The organism is Flavobacterium sp. Leaf359, assembly GCF_001423985.1.
GTDB lineage: Bacteria > Bacteroidota > Bacteroidia > Flavobacteriales > Flavobacteriaceae > Flavobacterium > Flavobacterium lindanitolerans.
On record NZ_LMPW01000014.1, the window covers coordinates 87166 to 107595 of the forward strand.

Sequence of the window (20430 nt, forward strand, 5' to 3'; positions counted from 1 at the left end):
ATTCTTTAGTGTGAAAATGGCTAAGTATAAATTTACGCATAGGCATTTTCATTTTATAAAAATAAATCGTGAATTGTTTGTTAAAGTTTATACCCGGTGATAGTCAGGCTTCCAGTTGATTATGCTTTTTTTGATGGCATCACCTGAAAGATTTTCCTGTAACGCCCTTTTTAAAAGACCCGGCAATTCATCATCTGGTGCAAACCTGAGCGCAAACAGCTGACTTTGGGATAATTGATTTTCGAACAATTCAAGTCTTTCACCCGTCAATGCAAAATACCGATAGCGCAATTCCAGCCTGACAATCCTGTCTTGTAATGTAAGGGCATAATGCTGCCGCAGCATAAAAGCCAGCCAGAAAATCAGGAACAATCCAATACTGATAAAAATCCAGATTGCCCTTTCTGCTTCTCTGCTAAAAATAAAATAAATCGCTATTCCCAACAAAATCAGAAGCAGGGGATACAAAACGAAATGGTGCGGGGCATAGTAACGGATATGATTGGAATAGCTTTGCGTTTTCATAGGATAGTGAATTGGTTACATCCTATAAAAATAATTAATTCCGGGAATAATTCCGAGATACTTTTAGCCTAAAACCGGATTCTCAAAATCCTGACGGGATGACTTTTTCAATTCAACACAGAAAGTACTGCTATCAATATATTCTGCAGCCGAAAAATCCAGCAGGTACATTTTTTTCCTAAAAAAACCGTAAACAGTAAGTACAATTTTTTGCGGCATCTCCGGCTTTTCAAGCAGGAAGTGTCTTTTTTCAGTAATCTTGTCTCCTACTTTATACCATAAGGCATTTCGGAAACGGTAGTCTAATATGATAAATTTATCTCCAAAGAAGTGTTTGTTGGAATAATTGGAGTAAATCAGCCTGATGGTTTTATCAGTTCTAAAAAAGATTTTGATAATACGCGTGGCAACGTTAGCTACAAATTCATAATTAATAGGGGAATCTGTAACTTTTTCTAAAGTCAAATTTTGTGGTTTCATTGATAAGAACTTAGGGGGTAGACCACAATAATAAGAACTATTTCTTAAAAATTAATTAAAAAATCGACAAAATACCAAAATAAACCCCCAAATAACACAATTGTTCTAAAAGACACAGTTCGTCTTTAAATTATCCTAAGATTTATATTACAAAAAAAACCGCCTACAAGAGGCGGTTTAGTATTTTAGAATTCCGGAAAAATTAATTTTTAACCAAACGCTTAACTATTGTTCCATTTTCACCTTCCAGTTTCATAATATAAACACCGGTAGCCGCTTTTTGTAAATCAACAGTATAGCTGTCTGATGCCGTATTAAATTGCTTAGAATAAACCAACTGGCCAGAAACAGAATATACATTAATTGCATCAACTGCCGTTTGGGTAGCAAATTGAACATTCACCAATCCGTTTGTTGGGTTTGGATATACAGAAACCGAAGCATTTTCAAATGCAGGAGTTGAAAGGGACGGAGCTATAGTTACCGTATAATCTTCCATTTCACCATAATTATTGTTAGCCGCTACAGGCCCACAAGCAAATTGATGTCCGAAAGAGTCTGCAGCAGATGCCGCAACAACAACTCTCATTCTGGTATTACCCACTACCGCTGTCGCAGGAATTGTTATGCTACCGGTAACAGCCTGATTCAAACCAGTACCAATATAGTTATATTCTGCTTGATCAAAAACTCCGTTTTTGTTATAATCAATCCAAACACCAACTGACTCATATAACCAGCCATCGCCTGATGGTCCTACAGAAACAGAAACCGGGATAGTTGCCCCAATGTTAAATACCGGAGGTGTAACCGAACCGCTATAATTGGTATATCCTGTTGTTGCATTGCCACAAGTTGTACTATTATTTATGGTTCCAACAGTAACGTTAGTAATTACGTCCCCATCTGTACAATTAAAGTTGATCGTATTTATGCAATAGCAGGTATCAACCGCATTTTGTCCTACAGAAACTGCTGTTGAAGTTCCACTCAAACCGCTTCCTGTACAAGTTATGACAACTCTATAAAAAGTAGCCTGCGTTTGACCTGTTCTGGTGTAACTTAGAGAATTTTGTGCAGCACCCAAATTAGTCCATTGGTCTGTTCCTGTTGGAGACGATTGCCACTGGTAAGAATATCCCGCTGCCGGAGTGACACCAGATGCACTCAAAACAAAAGAAGTCTGACCGCATACAGAAGTTTGTGTAGAAGTTGCCGCACCTACTGCCGGAGTACCCGTACATGCTGTTCCAGCAGTGACATTTACAGCATAATCCTCATATTCTCCATATCCCAGATAAGGTTCAGCACAGGAACTTGTTGCTGTGATTGCTTGTGCATACTGTGCCTTAACTCTCATTCTGATATTTCCTGCCGGAGCCGAAACCGGAATTGCGATAGAAGCTGTCACCACAGAGCCTGCAGCCGGTGAAGTTCCTATTGCAAAAAATTCTGACGCATCAAAAACACCATCATCATTAAAATCGAGCCATGCAGCCACATATTGGGTTCCAAGGTGTGGAGGAATTGTTACCGAAATATTATACGATTGTCCGGCAACAACGCTAGCTGCTGTTCCGGCCGTATAATCTCCATATCCAAATTCTGAGCAGGCAGAAGAGTTGTTAATCCCGGCAAAAGTAACATTTACAATTTCATCGCCATCGGTGCAGTCTCCTTCCTCCGGCGTACAATAAGATTGTGATTGAGCTGTAATTGACGCCAATAAAAATGCGCCAAAAAATAAACCTTTGATTTGTGTAAAGTCTTGTCTTACACCTGACAGTAATGTAGTTTTTTTCATGAAAAATTATTTTCATGCAAATAACCTTAATACATGGACTAAGATTTGTATTAAATATTATTTACATCGTTATACTTCACTAAGATATGAATTTTATTATTAAAACAAAATCCTAAAAGCCAAAACAGGGAACAAATCCTTAAATTTTAACAATTATCAGGAATTATAAGCCCGCAGAAAAGGGCAATGAAAGCTGATAATTTATTCTTACTTTTATCGCTACAAAAAATTTAAAATGAACGACACAATCATCACTATCATTGCTTTCATAATTGCCTTAGCCATAGGTCTTTTTATTGGAAAAGCATTGTTTTCAGCCAACGCAAAATCAGAAAAAGCAAGCCTTGAAGAAAGGGTAAACGGACTGATGTCACAGATGGAACAATTAAGACAACAGCATCAGCACGAAATCAGAAATACAGAAAATCAATTGCAGCAAACTGCAATGGAAAGAGAAAACCTCCGGGCTGAAAAAGAAGCTCTTGCTATTCAGCTTTCTAAAAAAGAAGTTGATTTCGAAAACTTATGGGAGCGAAACAAGGAACAAAAACAGGAGGTAGAGCAATTACAGGAAAAATTCACAAAGGAGTTTGAAAACCTTGCCAACAAAATACTGGAAGAGAAATCTTCAAAATTCACAGAACAAAATAAGGAGAACTTAAAAAACATACTCTCCCCTCTTCAGGACAAAATCCAGCTTTTTGAGAAAAAAGTAGAAGATACACATAAAGAAAGCATTGACTATCATGCCGCACTTCGTCAGCAAATATTGGGTCTTCGTGAAATGAACGAACAGATGAGCAAGGAAACGCTTAATCTTACAAAAGCCCTAAAAGGAGACAGCAAAATGCAAGGAAACTGGGGCGAACTGATTCTGGAAAGAGTACTTGAAAAATCTGGTCTTGAAAAAGGGAGAGAATATGAAGTGCAGCAAAGTTTTATAACCGAAGACGGAACACGTGTTTTTCCTGACGTTGTAATCAATCTTCCTGACGGAAAGAAAATGGTTGTGGATTCAAAAGTATCACTGATTTCCTATGAAAAATACATCAATGAGGAAGATGATATCCTGAAAGCTTCTTTTTTAAAAGAGCATCTAAATTCCATAAGGAGACACGTAGAGCAACTGGGGGCTAAAAACTATCACGACCTTTACCAAATAGAAAGCCCGGATTTTGTCCTGCTCTTTATCCCTATGGAACCCGCATTTGCCATAGCTTTAAATGAGGATGCTACCTTATACAATAAAGCTTTCGAGAAAAACATCGTGATTGTGACGCCTTCTACCCTTTTGGCAACCTTACGCACTATTGATAGCATGTGGACCAATCAAAAGCAACAGGAAAACGCTTTCGAAATAGCCCGACAAGCCGGAGCTCTCTATGACAAATTTGAAGGATTTGTGAGCGATCTGGTAAAGATTGGCAAAAAAATGGACGAAGCAAAAACAGAATATCAGGGTGCAATGAACAAACTTTTTGACGGAAAAGGCAACCTTATCAACAGCGTAGAACGATTGAAAAAAATGGGAGCCAAAGCCAAAAAATCACTTCCTGAAAATATATTGAGAAGAGCAGAAACTGACGAAACTGAAAATTAATTCCTTTTTATCATGGACAAGATTTACAAAACTCCAAAATCTTCGCGAATCACGATTTCCGAATTGATGTTGCCTTCGCATTCCAACTTTAGCGGCAAAATTCACGGCGGCTATATCTTGTCTCTGATGGACCAGATTGCGTTTGCCTGTGCTTCAAAATTTTCCGGAACCTATTGCGTTACCGCTTCCGTAGATACTGTAGATTTCCTTAATCCAATTGAAATTGGCGAACTGGTCACATTAAAAGCTTCCGTAAATTATGTTGGCAACAGTTCGATGGTAATTGGCATTCGTGTTACTGCAGAAAACATACAGACCCGAAAAGTTAAACATTGCAATTCGTCCTACTTCACTATGGTCGCAAAAGATGATTCGGGCAAAAATGTATCCGTACCAAGATTAACACTTACAACAGCAGAAGAAGTGCGTCGTTTTTGCGATTCCCTCAGAAGAATCCGATCCAAAAAAGAGCACAGGGAACAGGAGATTTTATTTGACCATACTTCACTGGATATGCTGCAGGAGATTCAAAACATGGACATCAAAATCCATTTATAAAAGGTTTCAAATATTTTAGTATCAAGGCCATAACTTTTTTATTATAAAATTATTTTCTTTATAGTTTTATTATATATTTGCTATATTATTTCCTAATTTTTTGACAGCAAATCTATGAAACAAAACTATTTTTTAAAGAAATCACTATTATTACTACTTTTCTTTGCCTTTCTTTCATGCGGTTCCGATAACGATTATGTGCCTATACCAGAACCCACCTCACCGGTTGTAGTTGATCTTGCTGCCGTTCCTTATTCAAAATTATCAGACTACAAATTCTTTGAAGGAACGATGAAAAATCAGGTTCCGTCACTTGACGTATTACCTTATGAGCCAGCCAGCCAACTTTTCACAGATTATGCTCACAAAAAGAGATTTGTATGGATGCCAAAAAACAAAAAAGCTGTTTATGACGGCGACGGAAAAACATTGGTTTTCCCTGTTGGTACGGCATTAATAAAAACCTTTTATTATGATAATGTACAGCCTAACAACACCACCCGTATTATTGAAACCCGGGTAATGATCCGAAAAGAAGAAGGCTGGATTTTTGCCAATTATGTATGGAATTCGGAACAAACCGAAGCAACACTTGATCCAAACGGCAGTTTCACAGAAATTACCTGGAGAGAGGGAGCAACTATAAAAACTGCGAATTATCGCATTCCGTCCTCTGCTGGAGGTGAATGCCTGACCTGTCATAAATCAGTAGACAAAGCTCTTCCAATTGGACCAAAACCTCAAAACCTGAACTTCGCAATAAATTATGGTTCAGGCAGTAAAAATCAATTGGAAAAATGGGCCGAAGTAGGCTATCTGGATAATAATTATCCTAGAAATATTGTATCGACTGTAAGATGGAACGATACATCGCAACCATTAGAAAAAAGAGTACGATCCTATATTGACATTAATTGCGCCCACTGTCATCAAGAGGGCAGCCATTGCTCCTATCGTGATATGCGTTTTGCCTTCAGTGAAACTTCTGACATATCTAATATGGGGGTTTGTATGGTTCCCGTTGACAATGTCGGCAGTGGATTATCACACATTGTGGCACCGGGAAGCCCTGGAAGATCTGTAATGTCTTTCCGACTGGAATCTGTAAACGAGTCAACACGAATGCCTTTACTCGGAAGAACGATTGTACATGAAGAAGCTGTCGAAATGATTAACCAATGGATTAGCTCTTTAGACACAAGATGTAACTAATAAACAAACAACAAATTATGAAAAAAAAATTACCCCTAATTATCCTTGCCTTTTCCGCATTTTTTGCTCAGGCACAAGATAATTGTCAATCTGCCCTGACTATTACAGCGGGAAGATACACAGTTGATCAGATCAACGGAAGCGCCAACACCTATGGTATATGTGCGGGAACCGGAACCGCACCAAATTCTGAATGGTACAAATACACACCAACTACCAGTACTTCTGTGACCATAACAACAGACCTGTTGGTCAATATTGGTGGCGACACCCGATTTCACATTTACAGAGGCACATGCGGAGCCTTGACTTGCGCCGGTGGAGATGACGATAGTGGAAATTTAGGAAACGGATATTTATCTGCTCACACTTTTAACGTTACGGCCGGAATCACCTATTATATCGTTTTTGATAACAAATGGCGAAGCACCGGTTTTGATTTTGTTCTTGCAGAAGGCCCTTATACCCCTGAACAGCCGCAAGTTCCCGGGCAGATTGTTAGATTTAATGCTCAATCTATTACCCTTATTGGAAGTTATAAAAATTGTGTGGTAGACATGAATGGTGATTATCTGGATGACATTGTTGGTATCAGCAGTACCAATCTCAATATCCTTTACCAAAACGCTGCCGGCGGATTTACTTCTGCAACCGTACCTACTACAAATGCCACTTTTATGCCTTCATGGAGCGTAACAGCTGGTGATTTTGACAAAAATGGTTATAATGACTTATTATTTGGTGCCGGTAATGGTGTGACTTTCCTTAAAGCGAACAGCACAGGAACAGCCTACACTGCAATATCAGGTCCTCAATCTATTTTCAGTCAGCGTTCCAATTTTGTAGACATTAATAATGACGGCCATCTTGATGCTTTTGTCTGCCATGATGTTAACCCTAACGTTTATTACCTCAACGACGGAAACGGAAACCTTATCTTCCACCAGGGAGGTATGGGCGATTATCCAAACGGAGGAAATTACGGTTCAATATTCGTAGATTATGACAACGATGGTGATCAGGACCTTTTCATTGCAAAATGTAGAGGCGGTAACCCGGCAGCCAGTACTGATGAACTTCACAGAAACAACGGAAACGGAACTTTTACCAATGTAGCCGCTGAAGCCGGATTAGCGGATCCTGATCAATCATGGTCAAGTGCTTTCGGAGATTTTGACAATGATGGCTATATGGATGTTTTAATTGGTTCAAATGCCGGAGGAACAGCACAAAAACTGATGCGTAATAATAAAAACGGAACGTTTACAAATGTAACTGCGGGTTCAGGTTTTGACACATACAACAATATGGGGAGAGAATATATTGCCCGTGATTTTAACAACGACGGATTTATTGATGTATATGGTCCGGGCGGTATTATTATGATTAACAATGGTGACTGGACCTTTACAAAATCTGGTGGTGCGCCACCTAATGGTTCCATTGGAGACTTAAATAACGACGGTTTCCTTGACGTACAATCAGAAAATACCATTTACCTCAACCAGGGAAATGACAATAACTGGATTACAATAAACCTTAAAGGTGTTCAAAGCAACGGAAACGGTATTGGAGCCAGGGTAGAACTTTATGGAGCATGGGGCAAACAAATCCGTGATGTTAGAAGTGGCGAAGGTTTTGAATTTGCCAATACGCTAAATACTCATTTTGGAATAGGAACAGCTACAGCTATTGAAAAAGTAATTATCAAATGGCCTTCAGGATTGGTAGATCAGATTATGAACCCAACTAAAAACACCAGACTTCTGGTAACCGAGGGTTCTACTTTAGGCGTATCTGAAGCAAACAGCGCTATGTTTGTAATTTACCCTAATCCGGCATCCAATCAAATCCGAATCCAACTGAATGAAATGAAATATGACATTACTGATGCAAAAATTTATGACTATAACGGAAGAATGGTTTCTGATGTAAAAATCAAAGACAATACTATCGATATCCAGTCATTATCTGTAGGAAACTATATGATGGTTCTACAGAACAGCAACGGTGAAAAATTCTCCCAAAAATTCATTAAAAAATAAAATACACATTAATCAATAAAAAAAATCCCGAACGATGTTCGGGATTTTTTTATTCCTTATAATCAGTCTATCCTGTTTAAACTTACGAATTGGACTTCTAAATTATTCCACTATTAAGGTTTTAGTTGCGTTTCCATAATCTGTCCTCACAACCACCATATACGATCCTGTAGTCAAATCTGAGGTATTTATTGTAACTTGAGATTCCGAAATTGCCTGTACTCTTACTACTCTTCCTAAATTGTCATAGACTTTAATTTCACCGCCTGACACAAAATCAGGAAGCTCCAATGTTGTAAAACCTTTGGCAGGATTGGGATACATCTTAAACGATTCAGCAGTAAAATTTTCTGTACCCAGTGTAAAATTAGCTACAGTGGCACCACTATTTCCAGGACCATGATAGCCCATTGCCAAACTTCCCGGTCTGTGTGCCCAAGCCAGATTGAGTGGCTGTGCCGAAGTGCTAAAAGTATAATCGTTAGAATCGCCGGTATCACGGGCACGTGTAGCTGTTACGGTCCTTACACCGGTATTAATCACATTTGAAGTTACCGTCCAGTTTTGACTGGCATCCAATGGCGGCGTAGCTCCTATTCCGGCAAATGTTCTGTCTGTCATAGCGGTTCCGTCAAAAATCACTACATCACTTCCGTTGTCATTCATAGACGTAGCATTAAAAGACAAGCCGAGCCAATCAGTAGACGGCCCTACAAGAGTAAGTGTAACTAAACTGCTGTTTACTTCTATAGCAGCAGTAAATCCGGAGGTCAAAGTGACGGTTCCGGTGCTGTAAGTCTGGGCACTCAAACCGAAACCCGAAAGTAGTGTTGTAAAAAAGGCCAAAGTAGTTTTTCTCATATTATTTTGTTTTTAGGATTTGTATCAGCTTGTCATCATTAGACAGTATAGCATAATCAAGTGCGGAGTTTCCCCTGTTGTCCTTAGCATACGGGTCTGCTTCCGCTTTTATCAGGAAAGCGGCAATTTCATAGTTCTTAAAAATCGAAGCGTATATCAAAGCTGTAGTTCCGTTAGAATCCGGGATATTCGGATTAGCTTTTTTTTCAAGCAGCTTTTTTACTATTGCTACATTTCCTTTTACGGAAGCCGCCATCAGGGCTGTACCCATACCGCTAACAGCATTAATATCTTTGACGTGGTGTATCAAAAAATCTGCAACCGACGTATTGCCTCTGTAACAGGCCAAAATTAACGGGGAATAGCCTTCGGGCGATAAATCATTTATACAATCAGGACTATGTTTCATCAATGTCTTTACCTCATCAACTGTTCCGGTTCGGGCCACATTGAAAATATCTTTCTGGGAAAAGACAGTTGTGGATAAAAAGAAAAGAAAAAGAAGAAAAGTAGTTTTTTTCATAAGCGGCTTATTTAAATCCGAAACAGATATTCTTAAAAATTTATCCTTTGAATTTAATATTGTTTTACAAATCAGTTAAATACAAAAGAAAGATAAGTATTTTTAATAAAAATATATTCGGTTTTAGAATAATTTTAAAACAATAAAAATATTTAAAAATTAAAAAGCCCCCAATCCGGGGGCTTACTCATTACGATTCAGCGACTATTATTTTGAATTCTTTAGTGTTTCCAAATATAATAAAACATCTTCTCTGTAACTGGCTCCAATAGGAATTTCAATACCGTCAACTTCAATTTCATTTAATGTAAAGGCAGTAATTTTTGACGTATTTATAATAAAGGAGCGATGAATTCGCAAAAAATTATCCTGATTTAATTCCTGCTGAATGTCTCCTATTTTATATTTTGAGGTAATATTCTTATCGCCCGTCGTATTGATTTTTATATAATCCTTCAGGCTTTCAATATAGATAATATCGTTGGTATTAATTTTATAGTTTTTAATTCCCGATTTCACCAAAATAAATTCATCCGGAACAGATTCTTTCGATTTTACTTCAATACTGGTACTATTTGCGCTTAAAAATTTGTCAACTGCTTTGAAAAAACGCTCAAAAGTAATTGGCTTTAGCAGATAGTCCACAACTCCCAAATCATAGCCTTCCAGGGCATAATCCCGGTAGGCAGTAGTTAGTATGGTTTTAGGTGGATTTTTTAGATTTTTTAAAAATTCTATTCCCGTAATGTTAGGCATTTTTATATCCAGAAACATCAAATCAATCTTTTGCAAATTTAATATCTCAAAGGCTTTCAATGCCGTATTACAGGTGGCAACAACTTCTAAATTGTCTATTTTTGCGATATGCTTTTCGATTAACCGAATTGCCAGCGGTTCGTCATCAACTACCAGACATTTAATCTTCATATGCTATTATTTTGATTGATTTTTAAAACTACTGAAAACAAATTTGAAGCCTGTTTTATATCCAATGAATAATTACCGGAATAGATCAGGTCAAGTTGTTTCTTTATGTTGTTTAACCCTATTTTTTCTCTGTCCTTGCTTACATAATCGCTTGAAACCGTGTTTGAAATTTCAAATGAAAAATGATTCCCTTTTTGAGTAATAGAAATCGCTATTTTTGGAGAACCGCTATCTTCTCCCGCACCATGTTTAAAGGCATTTTCTACCAATGACAAAAGCAACAATGGCGGTATTTCAATATTATTTTCAATAGCAGTATCAAAAGTAATTTCTAACCTATCGTCATATCTCAATTTCTCCAGTTCGATATAGTTTTTTATCAGTTCTATTTCGTTTGACAAGGAAACAAATTGACCATTGCATTTATATAAAACATGATCCAGAATATCAGAGAGCTTTCCAATAGCACTGGCTGTCTTGGGGGAATTATCTAAAGAAAGCGAATAAATATTGTTCAGCGTATTAAACAGAAAGTGCGGGTTCAATTGTGCCTTCAGCATTTTTAGTTCCGATTCTGTTTTTTTTTGCTCTAACTGCCTTGCCTCGTTTTTTTTCTGCTCGTTATTGACAAAATATTTCACAAATAAAAACTGAAAGGATATTGAAAAAACGGCAGGAAAATATTTAGCCACTAACGAATGGATGTCAGTAAGAATTTCATAAACTGATTCCTGTTCAAAAGGTCGTGTTCTGACCAGTTCCTCTCCTACATGAACTGTCAAAATTCTGGCAAGGGCAGAAAATAAATAAAACGAAAGCAGAAATAAAATTACGGACAGGAAATATTTCTTTTTCAATATAAATTTTGGAAGCAAATAATACGCAAGAAAATAAGCTGCCAGCATTTGCGGAATATGAATGCAAAAATTGAATAACAAAATTACTCCCAGCGGATCATGACTCTCATCTAACAAACCCACCGGAATGTAGGTTATTACTATAATAAACCAGAATAGGAGATGCTGTGCTAATCTGTGAGTCCGGACATATTCCGATATTTTTTTAAAATTATCCATCGCTAAAAAGAAATAAAGATAATCAAGAACCTTTTAATTTCAACCGCTGTCGACAAAAACGCCATTTTCACTCCTGAATACTGTTTTTTCGCCCTAAAGACCATTTTAGCACTATAAATCGGGTATTTACCTGCAAAAAAGCTGTTTCTGTCTTATGTTACTTTCACGCTTCATAAAACATCCAATCTTTGCCCTGTAATTGTAAACAAAATCATCATGAAAAAAATAGTATTCATAGCAATCCTGCTTTCTTTTACGGCAATCTATTCCCAGGAAGCCCAAAAGACCATCACTGTAAGCGGAAAAGTAATTGAAAAAAAGACCGCTGCTGTACTGGAATTTGCAACGGTTACTTTTACAAATAGTCCGGGCGGCGAATCGGTTGCAGGGTCAATAACAGATGGCAAGGGAAATTTCAGTCTTAAAATAGTACCCGGAAAATACCATATTAAAGCGGAGTTTATTGGTTTGGAAAGCAGCATCATAGAAAACATTGACCTGCAAGCCGATCAGGTATTGCCAACATTTTTGCTGGACGAGATTCCAACACAATTGGAGACCGTAGAAATCCAGACTGAAAAAACAACCATAGAACATAAACTGGACAAAAAGGTGTTTAATGTGGGCAGTGATTTGGTTTCAAAAGGAGGCAATGCAACCGACATTTTAAACAATGTACCCTCAGTAAGTGTTAACTATAATGGTACTGTTAGTTTACGGGGCAATACCGGTGTCCGAATCCTTATTAATGGGAAACCTTCCGTTTTGACTGCCAATAACGGGTTGGAACAAATTCCGGCAGAGAATATCGAAAAAATAGAAGTCATCACCAATCCATCCTCCAAATATGACTCTGAAGGAACAGCCGGAATTATCAATATCGTATTAAAGAAAAACAAAAGCAAAGGATTTGGAAGTTCCGTTCAGGTTACGACAGGAATTCCCGACAATCATGCCTTAGGTTACAACGTAAATTATAAAAACAAAAAAATCAATATTTTTTCAGATTTGAGATACCGATACATCTACTTTCCGGGCAACGAATCTACCTCAAGAACCATTTATGACGGTAATGTTATCGATTCGTATTTGGACGGAACTGTGGACAGGGAAAGAACAAACAGAACATTTACGGCTTACATGGGTGGTGATTATTATTTCAACGACAAAAACATGATTACACTGAGCTATTTTTACAGAAACAATACCAGCAGAAGAACCGTTGACTATGCTTTTAATTATTTGGACGAAAACCGCAATCCCGAACGGAATGTCAATGCTAAAGAAGCTTACAGAGAACCGCAAACTGCCAATCAGATTGAATTGAACTACATCAAAACATTTGCTAAAGAAGGTCAAAAGTTCACAATCAACCTGCAATATGATTTTTGGAATGATGACGAAAACGAATCGATTGCCGAGCAGGAATTTTTTCCGGTTGCCTTGCCGGTGAGGGCGTTAAAAAGCAGAAACATTGAAAGCAGCAAAGACTTCCTGTTTCAATCGGATTACAGCTTACCGATTAACGAAAAATCTAAAATCGAATTTGGATTAAAAGGTGAAATCAGACGAATCAACAGCGATTATCAGGCCTACGACAATAATGTTGCTATTGACAGCCTAAACAACTTATTGCATTATGATGAAAGAATCATCGGGGCCTATGTACAATACGGAAGCAGCATCAAAAAGTTCAGCTATTTATTAGGACTTAGAATCGAAGATTCAAAGACGGGAAGCAACGACAGAATCAATTTGTTCAATATTGATAAAAAATATACCGATTTCTTTCCAACCGCCCATTTTACCTATGAAATCAATGATGTTTTCAATGTCCAGTTAAGTTATAGCCGCCGTATCAGCCGTCCCGGTTTTTGGCAACTCAATCCGTTTGGCGGAATTGCAGACCGAAGAAACATCCGAATCGGAAATCCTGATTTGGATCCGGTATATACCAATTCGTATGAACTCGGAACTTTAATCAAATGGGGAAAAGTAACCATCAATCCTAGTATATACCATCAATATTCAAAGAACATTTTTGAAGATATCCGCTTTACAAATTCTGATGGCTTTTTAGTAGAACAGGCTATAAATTCCGGAACAGAAAGCAGAATTGGAGCCGAAATCAGTTTTACTTATTCTCCTTTAAAATGGCTGACACTTACCGGAGAGGCAAACTATTATACTTTTGAGCAAAAAGGGATGTTTCATGTTTCGGATAAAAATTTTCTATCCAAACAAAGCACGCGCATCAAATTTTCTACCTGGAATTTCCAGACCAACCTGAATTATCTTGGAGCTACAAGCAGCGGCCAATACAGTTCGAAATCGCAATATTGGTTTGATTTGGGCATGGGGAAAGATATCTGGAACGAAAGAGCTACCATAACCTTAAAAGCAGATAATATTTTCGACTCCCGGATTTCAAAAGGTTCTGCCAGAGGAGATGATTATGCCCTTAATTATAGTTACAGAAGTCCCGGCCCAAGAGTATATGCCACATTTACGTATCGATTGAACAGAAAAAAGAGCGATAGAGAACGTTTGCCTGACTAATGAAAACAAAAATCCCAACTCATGGTCGGGATTTTTTATTATTTACTCAAGTACATTTTGCGTCGGCTGTACAGCTCATAGAACTGATCGTCTTTCAGGTCATCGATAAACAAAATGCTTTCTCCTGTAGATTTCATTTCCGGACCAAGCGCCTTGTTAACTCCTGAAAATTTGCTAAAAGAGAAAACCGGCTGTTTTATGGCAAATCCTTTTAAGTGAGGATTAAAGTCGAAGTCCGTCACTTTATTATGCCCTAACATTACTTTAGTCGCATAATTTACATAAGGCTCGCCATATGCTTTTGCAATAAACGGAACCGTTCTGGATGCTCTTGGGTTAGCCTCGATGATATAAACCATATCATCTTTAATAGCAAACTGGATATTAATCAGACCTACCGTTTTCAAAGCCAATGCAATTTTCTTCGTATGGTCTTTAATCTGCTGCATCACGAACTCACCCAAATTGAATGGTGGCAACGTTGCATTTGAATCTCCCGAATGCACTCCGCAAGGTTCAATATGCTCCATGATTCCGATGATGTAAACATTTTCACCGTCACAGATGGCATCTGCTTCTGCCTCAATTGCTCCATCCAGATAATGGTCTAACAACAGCTTATTTCCAGGAATACTACGCAACAAATCGATTACGTGCTCTTCCAATTCTTTTTTATTGATAACGATTTTCATTCCTTGTCCACCAAGCACATAAGATGGTCTGACCAGCAAAGGAAAATCTAATTTATCTGCCAAAGCCGATGCTTCATCAGCAGTTTCGGCAATCCCGAATTTAGGGAACGGAATATTCAATTCTGTCAGGAGTTCTGAAAAACGTCCTCTGTCTTCTGCCAAATCCAGGGCATCAAAGCTGGTTCCTATAATCTTGATTCCGTATTTGGAAAGCTTTTCTGCCAGTTTTAATGCCGTCTGTCCTCCTAACTGTACGATTACACCTTCCGGTTTTTCATGCTGGATAATGTCATAGATATGCTCCCAGAAAACCGGCTCGAAGTATAATTTGTCTGCCGTATCAAAATCGGTTGAAACGGTTTCAGGATTACAGTTAATCATTATCGTTTCATAACCGCATTCTTTAGCCGCCAAAACACCATGTACACAGGAATAGTCAAACTCAATTCCCTGACCGATTCGGTTTGGACCTGAACCAAGCACAACCACTTTCTTTCTATCGGTTACGGAGCTTTCGTTATGGACATATCGTTTACCGTCTGCCGTTTCAATTTCGGCTTCAAAAGTTGAATAGTAATAAGGTGTTTTTGCCTTAAACTCTGCAGCACAGGTATCAACCAGTTTGTAAACGCGGTTGATGTTCATTTCTTCACGCAACTTGTGCACCTGACTTTCAAGACAGCCCATCATGTGAGCAATCTGCCTGTCGGCAAAACCTTTCTGTTTGGCTTCCAACAATAATTCTTTTGGAAGCGTATCTATTTTAAAGTTGGAAATTTCTTTTTCCAACGTATATAATTCTTCGTATTGTTTCAGAAACCACATGTCAATTTTAGTGATTTCATGAATCCTGCTCAACGGAATACCCATTTGGATGGCATCATAAATCACAAAAACACGATCCCAGCTTGCAAAAGTCAGCTTTTCAATAATCTGCTCGTAGTTTGTATAGCCTTTGCCGTCAGCACCCAGACCATTTCTTTTGATTTCCAAAGATTGTGTAGCTTTATGCAAAGCCTCCTGGAAGGAACGGCCAATACCCATCACCTCTCCTACTGATTTCATCTGAAGCCCTAACGTTCTGTCTGCACCTTCAAACTTGTCAAAGTTCCAACGTGGTATTTTTACGATTACATAATCCAAAGTAGGCTCAAATAAGGCCGAAGTCGACTTGGTAATCTGGTTTTGCAATTCGTCCAGGTGATATCCCAAAGCCAGTTTTGAAGCAATCTTGGCAATAGGATAACCTGTTGCTTTTGATGCCAGGGCCGAAGAACGGGAAACACGCGGATTGATTTCGATGGCTACAATATCTTCTCTTTCATCCGGAGATACTGCAAACTGCACGTTACATCCACCTGCAAAATTTCCAATGCTTCGCATCATCTTGATGGCCATGTCACGCATTTTTTGGAAAGTAGCATCAGATAATGTCATTGCCGGGGCTACCGTAATAGAATCACCTGTATGGATACCCATCGGATCCATATTTTCAATAGAACAGATGATTACGACATTATCATTTTTATCTCTTAAAAGCTCTAGTTCATATTCTTTCCAACCAAACAATGCCTTATCGATAAGTACTTCGTGTATTGGAGAAGCTTCCAATCCTTTGGTAAGCAAATCATCAAAATCTTCTTTTTTATGTACGAAAGCAGCTCCGGTTCCTCCTAAGGTAAACGAAGGGCGTATTACCAACGGAAAACCAAATTCCTGTGCGATTTCTTTTCCCTGAAGGAAAGAAGTAGCTGTTTTTGCAGGTGCTGCCGGAATATCAATTTTCTGAAGCAATTGCTTGAACTGTTCACGGTCTTCGGTAATATTAATGGCATTGATATCCACACCAATTAATTTCACGCCAAAATCTGCCCAGATTCCTTTTTCATCGGCTTCCAGACATAAATTCAAGGCAGTCTGTCCTCCCATTGTTGGCAAAACGGCATCAATCTGCGGATGTTCTTTAAGGATTTCAATGATAGACTTGGTTGTCAGTGGCTTCAAATAAACATGGTCGGCCATTGACGGGTCTGTCATAATTGTAGCGGGATTGGAATTGATTAAGATAACTTCAATTCCTTCTTCTCTGATAGATCGTGCGGATTGCGAACCAGCATAATCAAACTCGCAGGCCTGTCCGATAACGATTGGACCTGAACCGATGATTAAAACTGATTTAATTGAATTGTCTTTCGGCATGTTGTTGTGTGTTGTTGTAGTTAATCCTGGCAGGGCTGACACCCTGAACCTATTTAAAATTTAGCGACAAGGTATAAAAAAAGGCGGTACTGAAATTAAGTAACGCCTTTATCGATGTTTATCTAAACATTATTTTTTGTGTCTTGGTTCAGAAGAAACAGTAAGTTTATGTCTTCCTTTAGCTCTTCTACGAGCAAGCACTTTTCTTCCATTGGCTGTAGCCATTCTTTCCATAAAACCGTGCTTATTTCTTCTTTTTCTTTTCGATGGTTGAAACGTTCTTTTGCTCATTGCTTTATATCTTTAAAAATCTTAATTAAATATCTTTTTATAGGTTCGAAATCAATAGCTGTTCCAAAACCGAGTGCAAATATACGAAGTCTTTTTTTTCTGGCAAGTAGTTTTATAAAAATATTTTTAATTGATTTTATTACCTTTGCGACTCAAATATACAAAATTATGTTCCATAGAAATATTAAACTCATCTTAGCCGGACTAATTATCGCTACCGGAATTTGGCAATTTACAGAAAACAACATCGGAAACGGGATTTTCCTTATCCTGTTATCACTGGTCTTTATATTACTTTATTTTAAAAATGAATTTATACTTCTGGCTTTCCTTAAATTGAGAAAACAGGATTTTGCCGGAGCTCAAAAATGGCTGGCCTACATCAAAAATCCTGAAACGGCTTTGGTCAGAAAACAGCAAGGATATTACAACTACCTTCACGGACTGATGCTTTCGCAAACCAACCTGATGCAGGCTGAAAAGCATTTCAAAAAAGCGGTGGAGTTAGGGTTGTCAATGGATATGGACCTTGCCGTTGCCAAATTAAACCTTGCCGGTGTTGCTATGTCAAGACGAAGAAAAATCGAGGCCACGAACCTGTTGAACGAGGTTAAAAGATTAGACAAGCAGAACATGCTTAAAGACCAGGTGAAGATGATGAAGGAACAATTGAAGAAAATCTAAAAAGAAATACCTACCATAAAAAAGCCATACTTTTCAGTATGGCTTTTTTATTTAGTATCCCTCTGTCGGAATTTCTATTACATATTTCTTTTTCGCCGGGTTCGTCAACTTCCTGTCGCGAAGCCATGGATTATGGATTTTCAAAATCTTATAATTGATTCCCTGTGATTTTGCGAAAGAAGCCAGGTCTGTAATCGAGCTGTCAATTTCCAGCTTTCGGGTTGGAATTGCCTGATATAATTCTGCCGGCGCCACATTGAATCCGTATTGTACCGGGTTTTGCATAATTTGCTTCAAGGCCAGAATCCTGAAAACATAACGCGCTGTCTCATCCGTCAAAAGGAGGTCATAATAATTTGTAACTCCCTGAATCGTTATTTGCTTATTGACTCCGCCAAAACCTCCATTATAAGAAGCCGCAGCCAATGTCCAGCTACCAAACTTTTTATAGGCATCCAACAGGTATTTGCAGGCTGCTTCTGTCGATTTTTCAAGATGGTATCTCTCATCAACAACATCATTTACCTCCATACCTCTTTCTTTTGCCGTGTCTGCCATAAACTGCCAGAATCCTTTGGCTCCCGCAGAAGAGGTAGCATTCATCAATGCACTTTCTGCAACGGCAAGATATTTAAAATCATCCGGAACCCCATTTTTTTTGAGGATGGGTTCTATAACCGGAAAAAAGCGGTTGGCCCTTTTTATAATCAAAAGCGTAGAAGCGTCCAGGTTTGCATTAACCAGCAACTCCCTATCAAAGCGTTCTTTTACGTCAACAATATTCAGGGGTGTTTTTTCTCCGGCAAAATCAATTTCTGCAGGAAAAAAATAGCCTTTTTCTACCGGAGCCTTATCTCCTATTTTTTCGTCGGAAACCGCATGGATTAAAATGCCGCTCACCAAAACAACCGAGGCTATCAAGCCAGTCTTCTTCATCAATTTCATAGTCTTAGTCTTTAGTCTTTGAGTGTATTTTGTAAACCTACAAACATTTTTTTAATTTTTACGTTCCTAATATAATTTTAGGAAGGTGTTCGTTCAGCCATTTAAACTTGTTAATAATCATAATATGTGTTCCGCCTTTTACAGGAATAAATCCCTTAATGTATTTAGGAGGAAAAACCTCATCCGCATCTCCATGAATATGAACCACTTGTTCGTCCGGTATTGCCCTATCCCATAAAATAATCTGCTCCAGAGCCCAGTCCAGATATTTTTTGTCTCTCATGGAAAGAAATTTTTCATAAAGCTTCAGCTTTTTGTTCATCTTATCGTTTCCAAAAGAAAATTTCGCAAAGGCTTCCACGTTCTGCATCAGCCCGGTGGGAAAAAACTTGTAGGCTCTTATTGATTTTGCAACTTTCATCCTTCTCGGAAACTCTGCATTGCATTTGACACTTGAAATAATAATCACTTTTCTTGCCTTTACAAATCGGGCCATTTCCTGTACTAAAACTCCGCCAAAAGACACACCAATAAGTACGGGATTTTCATGTTTTATTTCTTTCGCCATTCGTTCTGCATAACCTGCAAGACTCTCTCCTTCAAGCGGAATCGTCCATTCTAAAAGATGGGTTTCGAACTGGTCTTCAGGCAGATGAATCCTTTCAAAAATTGTGGAGCTAGCGGCCATACCCGGCATAAAATATACTGGAATTTTTTCCATCAGAATTGTTTTAACGGTATCATAACAGCAACAAAAGGTTTTTATTACGAAATTTGTATAAAATTATGGTTTTTATCCCAAACACCTCTTCTCAACATTTTAAATAATCGATAAGTTATAAAACGACAATGTTTTCAAAATCAAAACCCATGCCGTTTAAACCATCGATACCACTACAATATCTTTATTTGAATTATGGAAATTAAAGACAACACTTTTTCAAGACAGTTTGAAGTCCATAGTGACGGAAAACTAATTGCGGTTGAATACTCTTTTCAGGAGAAAAAAATTTTTCTCACTAAAATACTCACTCCTGAACAATTTGAGAATGACGATTTTATAAATGACTTCCTAAAAGAAATCATGTCTATTGCAGAACAACGGAAATTAAAAGTAGTGCCTATACATCCGAAAATAGCAGCCTTTTTCAGAAAAAACCCTGCTTACAAAGAATTGCTTCCTCCGGGAATCCGCATTTAATTTGATTCGTCTGGCAAAGTTTTAGCCACAGATTAGAATAATTACGCTGATTTATGTTTGCTCCTGATTAAACTTCGCGGCTTCGCGAGCAATTTTTCACGCAAAGACGCAGAGGCGCAAAATTCTAACAATAGAAATATTGAACGTTATCATCGGGGAGATAAACCTCTAATGGTCATTTAAGTTTTTCAGCCACAGATTAGATAATTACGCTGATTTATGCTTGCTCCTGATTAAACTTCGCGGCT

Annotated in this window: 18 protein-coding genes; 7 read left to right on the forward strand and 11 right to left on the reverse strand. The window is 38.1% G+C overall.

Features of this window, described 5'->3' with window-relative positions; translation table 11 throughout:
- Nucleotides 1-87: 87 nt before the first annotated feature.
- The 3 genes from ASG38_RS14845 to ASG38_RS14855 form a co-directional block, all read right to left on the reverse strand.
- Nucleotides 88-525 carry a DUF6526 family protein gene (locus tag ASG38_RS14845; RefSeq protein WP_056072785.1) on the reverse strand — a complete coding sequence of 146 codons (438 nt, stop codon included), beginning with the start codon at nt 523-525 and terminating at the stop codon, nt 88-90.
- A gap of 63 nt (nt 526-588) precedes the next feature.
- Entirely contained in the window at nt 589-1005 is a 417-nt protein-coding gene (locus ASG38_RS14850) for a hypothetical protein (RefSeq protein ID WP_056072788.1), read from the reverse strand.
- Nucleotides 1006-1207: 202 nt separating this feature from the next.
- Complete coding sequence (locus ASG38_RS14855; RefSeq protein ID WP_056072792.1) at nt 1208-2809, reverse strand: GEVED domain-containing protein; 1602 nt, start codon at nt 2807-2809, stop codon at nt 1208-1210.
- A 235-nt stretch (nt 2810-3044) separates the two neighbouring features.
- Between ASG38_RS14855 and rmuC the strand changes: the two genes are divergently transcribed.
- The 4 genes from rmuC to ASG38_RS14875 all read left to right on the forward strand — a co-directional run bounded on the left by rmuC (nt 3045) and on the right by ASG38_RS14875 (nt 8224).
- Nucleotides 3045-4409 (forward strand): DNA recombination protein RmuC, encoded by a 1365-nt coding sequence (rmuC, locus tag ASG38_RS14860; RefSeq protein WP_056072795.1) that lies wholly within the window; start codon nt 3045-3047, stop codon nt 4407-4409.
- A 12-nt stretch (nt 4410-4421) separates the two neighbouring features.
- Nucleotides 4422-4967 carry an acyl-CoA thioesterase gene (locus ASG38_RS14865; RefSeq protein ID WP_056072798.1) on the forward strand — a complete coding sequence of 182 codons (546 nt, stop codon included), beginning with the start codon at nt 4422-4424 and terminating at the stop codon, nt 4965-4967.
- Between the two features lie 114 nt (nt 4968-5081).
- A complete protein-coding gene (locus tag ASG38_RS14870) occupies nt 5082-6179 on the forward strand; it encodes a hypothetical protein (RefSeq protein ID WP_056072802.1) in 1098 nt (365 codons plus the stop codon).
- A gap of 17 nt (nt 6180-6196) precedes the next feature.
- Nucleotides 6197-8224 (forward strand): FG-GAP-like repeat-containing protein, encoded by a 2028-nt coding sequence (locus ASG38_RS14875; protein ID WP_056072805.1) that lies wholly within the window; start codon nt 6197-6199, stop codon nt 8222-8224.
- A 102-nt stretch (nt 8225-8326) separates the two neighbouring features.
- Here the strand turns inward: ASG38_RS14875 and ASG38_RS14880 are convergent, their stop codons facing one another.
- The 4 genes from ASG38_RS14880 to ASG38_RS14895 all read right to left on the reverse strand — a co-directional run bounded on the left by ASG38_RS14880 (nt 8327) and on the right by ASG38_RS14895 (nt 11611).
- The gene (locus ASG38_RS14880; RefSeq protein ID WP_056072808.1) at nt 8327-9085 is read right to left on the reverse strand and encodes a T9SS type A sorting domain-containing protein; all 759 of its coding nucleotides are present in this window, start codon (nt 9083-9085) and stop codon (nt 8327-8329) included.
- Nucleotide 9086: 1 nt separating this feature from the next.
- Entirely contained in the window at nt 9087-9608 is a 522-nt protein-coding gene (locus tag ASG38_RS14885) for an ankyrin repeat domain-containing protein (protein WP_056072811.1), read from the reverse strand.
- 207 nt (nt 9609-9815) lie between these two features.
- Nucleotides 9816-10535, reverse strand: coding sequence for a LytTR family DNA-binding domain-containing protein (locus tag ASG38_RS14890; protein WP_056072814.1), 720 nt, complete (start codon nt 10533-10535; stop codon nt 9816-9818).
- Nucleotides 10532-11611, reverse strand: coding sequence for a sensor histidine kinase (locus ASG38_RS14895; protein WP_235498603.1), 1080 nt, complete (start codon nt 11609-11611; stop codon nt 10532-10534). Before ASG38_RS14895 ends, ASG38_RS14890 begins: the two co-directional genes overlap by 4 nt.
- Nucleotides 11612-11827: 216 nt before the next feature.
- Here ASG38_RS14895 and ASG38_RS14900 point away from each other — a divergent pair, with 216 nt between their 5' ends.
- Entirely contained in the window at nt 11828-14170 is a 2343-nt protein-coding gene (locus ASG38_RS14900; protein WP_056072817.1) for a TonB-dependent receptor domain-containing protein, read from the forward strand.
- A 38-nt stretch (nt 14171-14208) separates the two neighbouring features.
- Here ASG38_RS14900 and carB read toward each other — a convergent pair whose 3' ends face one another.
- Complete coding sequence (gene carB / locus ASG38_RS14905; protein ID WP_056073036.1) at nt 14209-17061, reverse strand: carbamoyl-phosphate synthase large subunit; 2853 nt, start codon at nt 17059-17061, stop codon at nt 14209-14211.
- A gap of 129 nt (nt 17062-17190) precedes the next feature.
- Complete coding sequence (rpmH, locus tag ASG38_RS14910; protein WP_056072822.1) at nt 17191-17352, reverse strand: 50S ribosomal protein L34; 162 nt, start codon at nt 17350-17352, stop codon at nt 17191-17193.
- A gap of 168 nt (nt 17353-17520) precedes the next feature.
- On the opposite strand from rpmH, the gene ASG38_RS14915 reads away from it, so the two are divergent.
- Nucleotides 17521-18036: a hypothetical protein gene (locus ASG38_RS14915; RefSeq protein WP_056072824.1), complete on the forward strand. Its 516-nt coding sequence runs from the start codon at nt 17521-17523 to the stop codon at nt 18034-18036.
- A gap of 51 nt (nt 18037-18087) precedes the next feature.
- Here the strand turns inward: ASG38_RS14915 and ASG38_RS14920 are convergent, their stop codons facing one another.
- A complete protein-coding gene (locus ASG38_RS14920; RefSeq protein WP_056072827.1) occupies nt 18088-18981 on the reverse strand; it encodes a lytic transglycosylase domain-containing protein in 894 nt (297 codons plus the stop codon).
- A 58-nt stretch (nt 18982-19039) separates the two neighbouring features.
- On the reverse strand, nt 19040-19702 hold the full coding sequence (locus tag ASG38_RS14925; RefSeq protein ID WP_056072831.1) for an alpha/beta fold hydrolase: 663 nt from the start codon (nt 19700-19702) through the stop codon (nt 19040-19042).
- Nucleotides 19703-19897: 195 nt separating this feature from the next.
- Here ASG38_RS14925 and ASG38_RS14930 point away from each other — a divergent pair, with 195 nt between their 5' ends.
- The gene (locus ASG38_RS14930; protein WP_056072835.1) at nt 19898-20182 is read left to right on the forward strand and encodes a GNAT family N-acetyltransferase; all 285 of its coding nucleotides are present in this window, start codon (nt 19898-19900) and stop codon (nt 20180-20182) included.
- Nucleotides 20183-20430 lie beyond the last annotated feature (248 nt).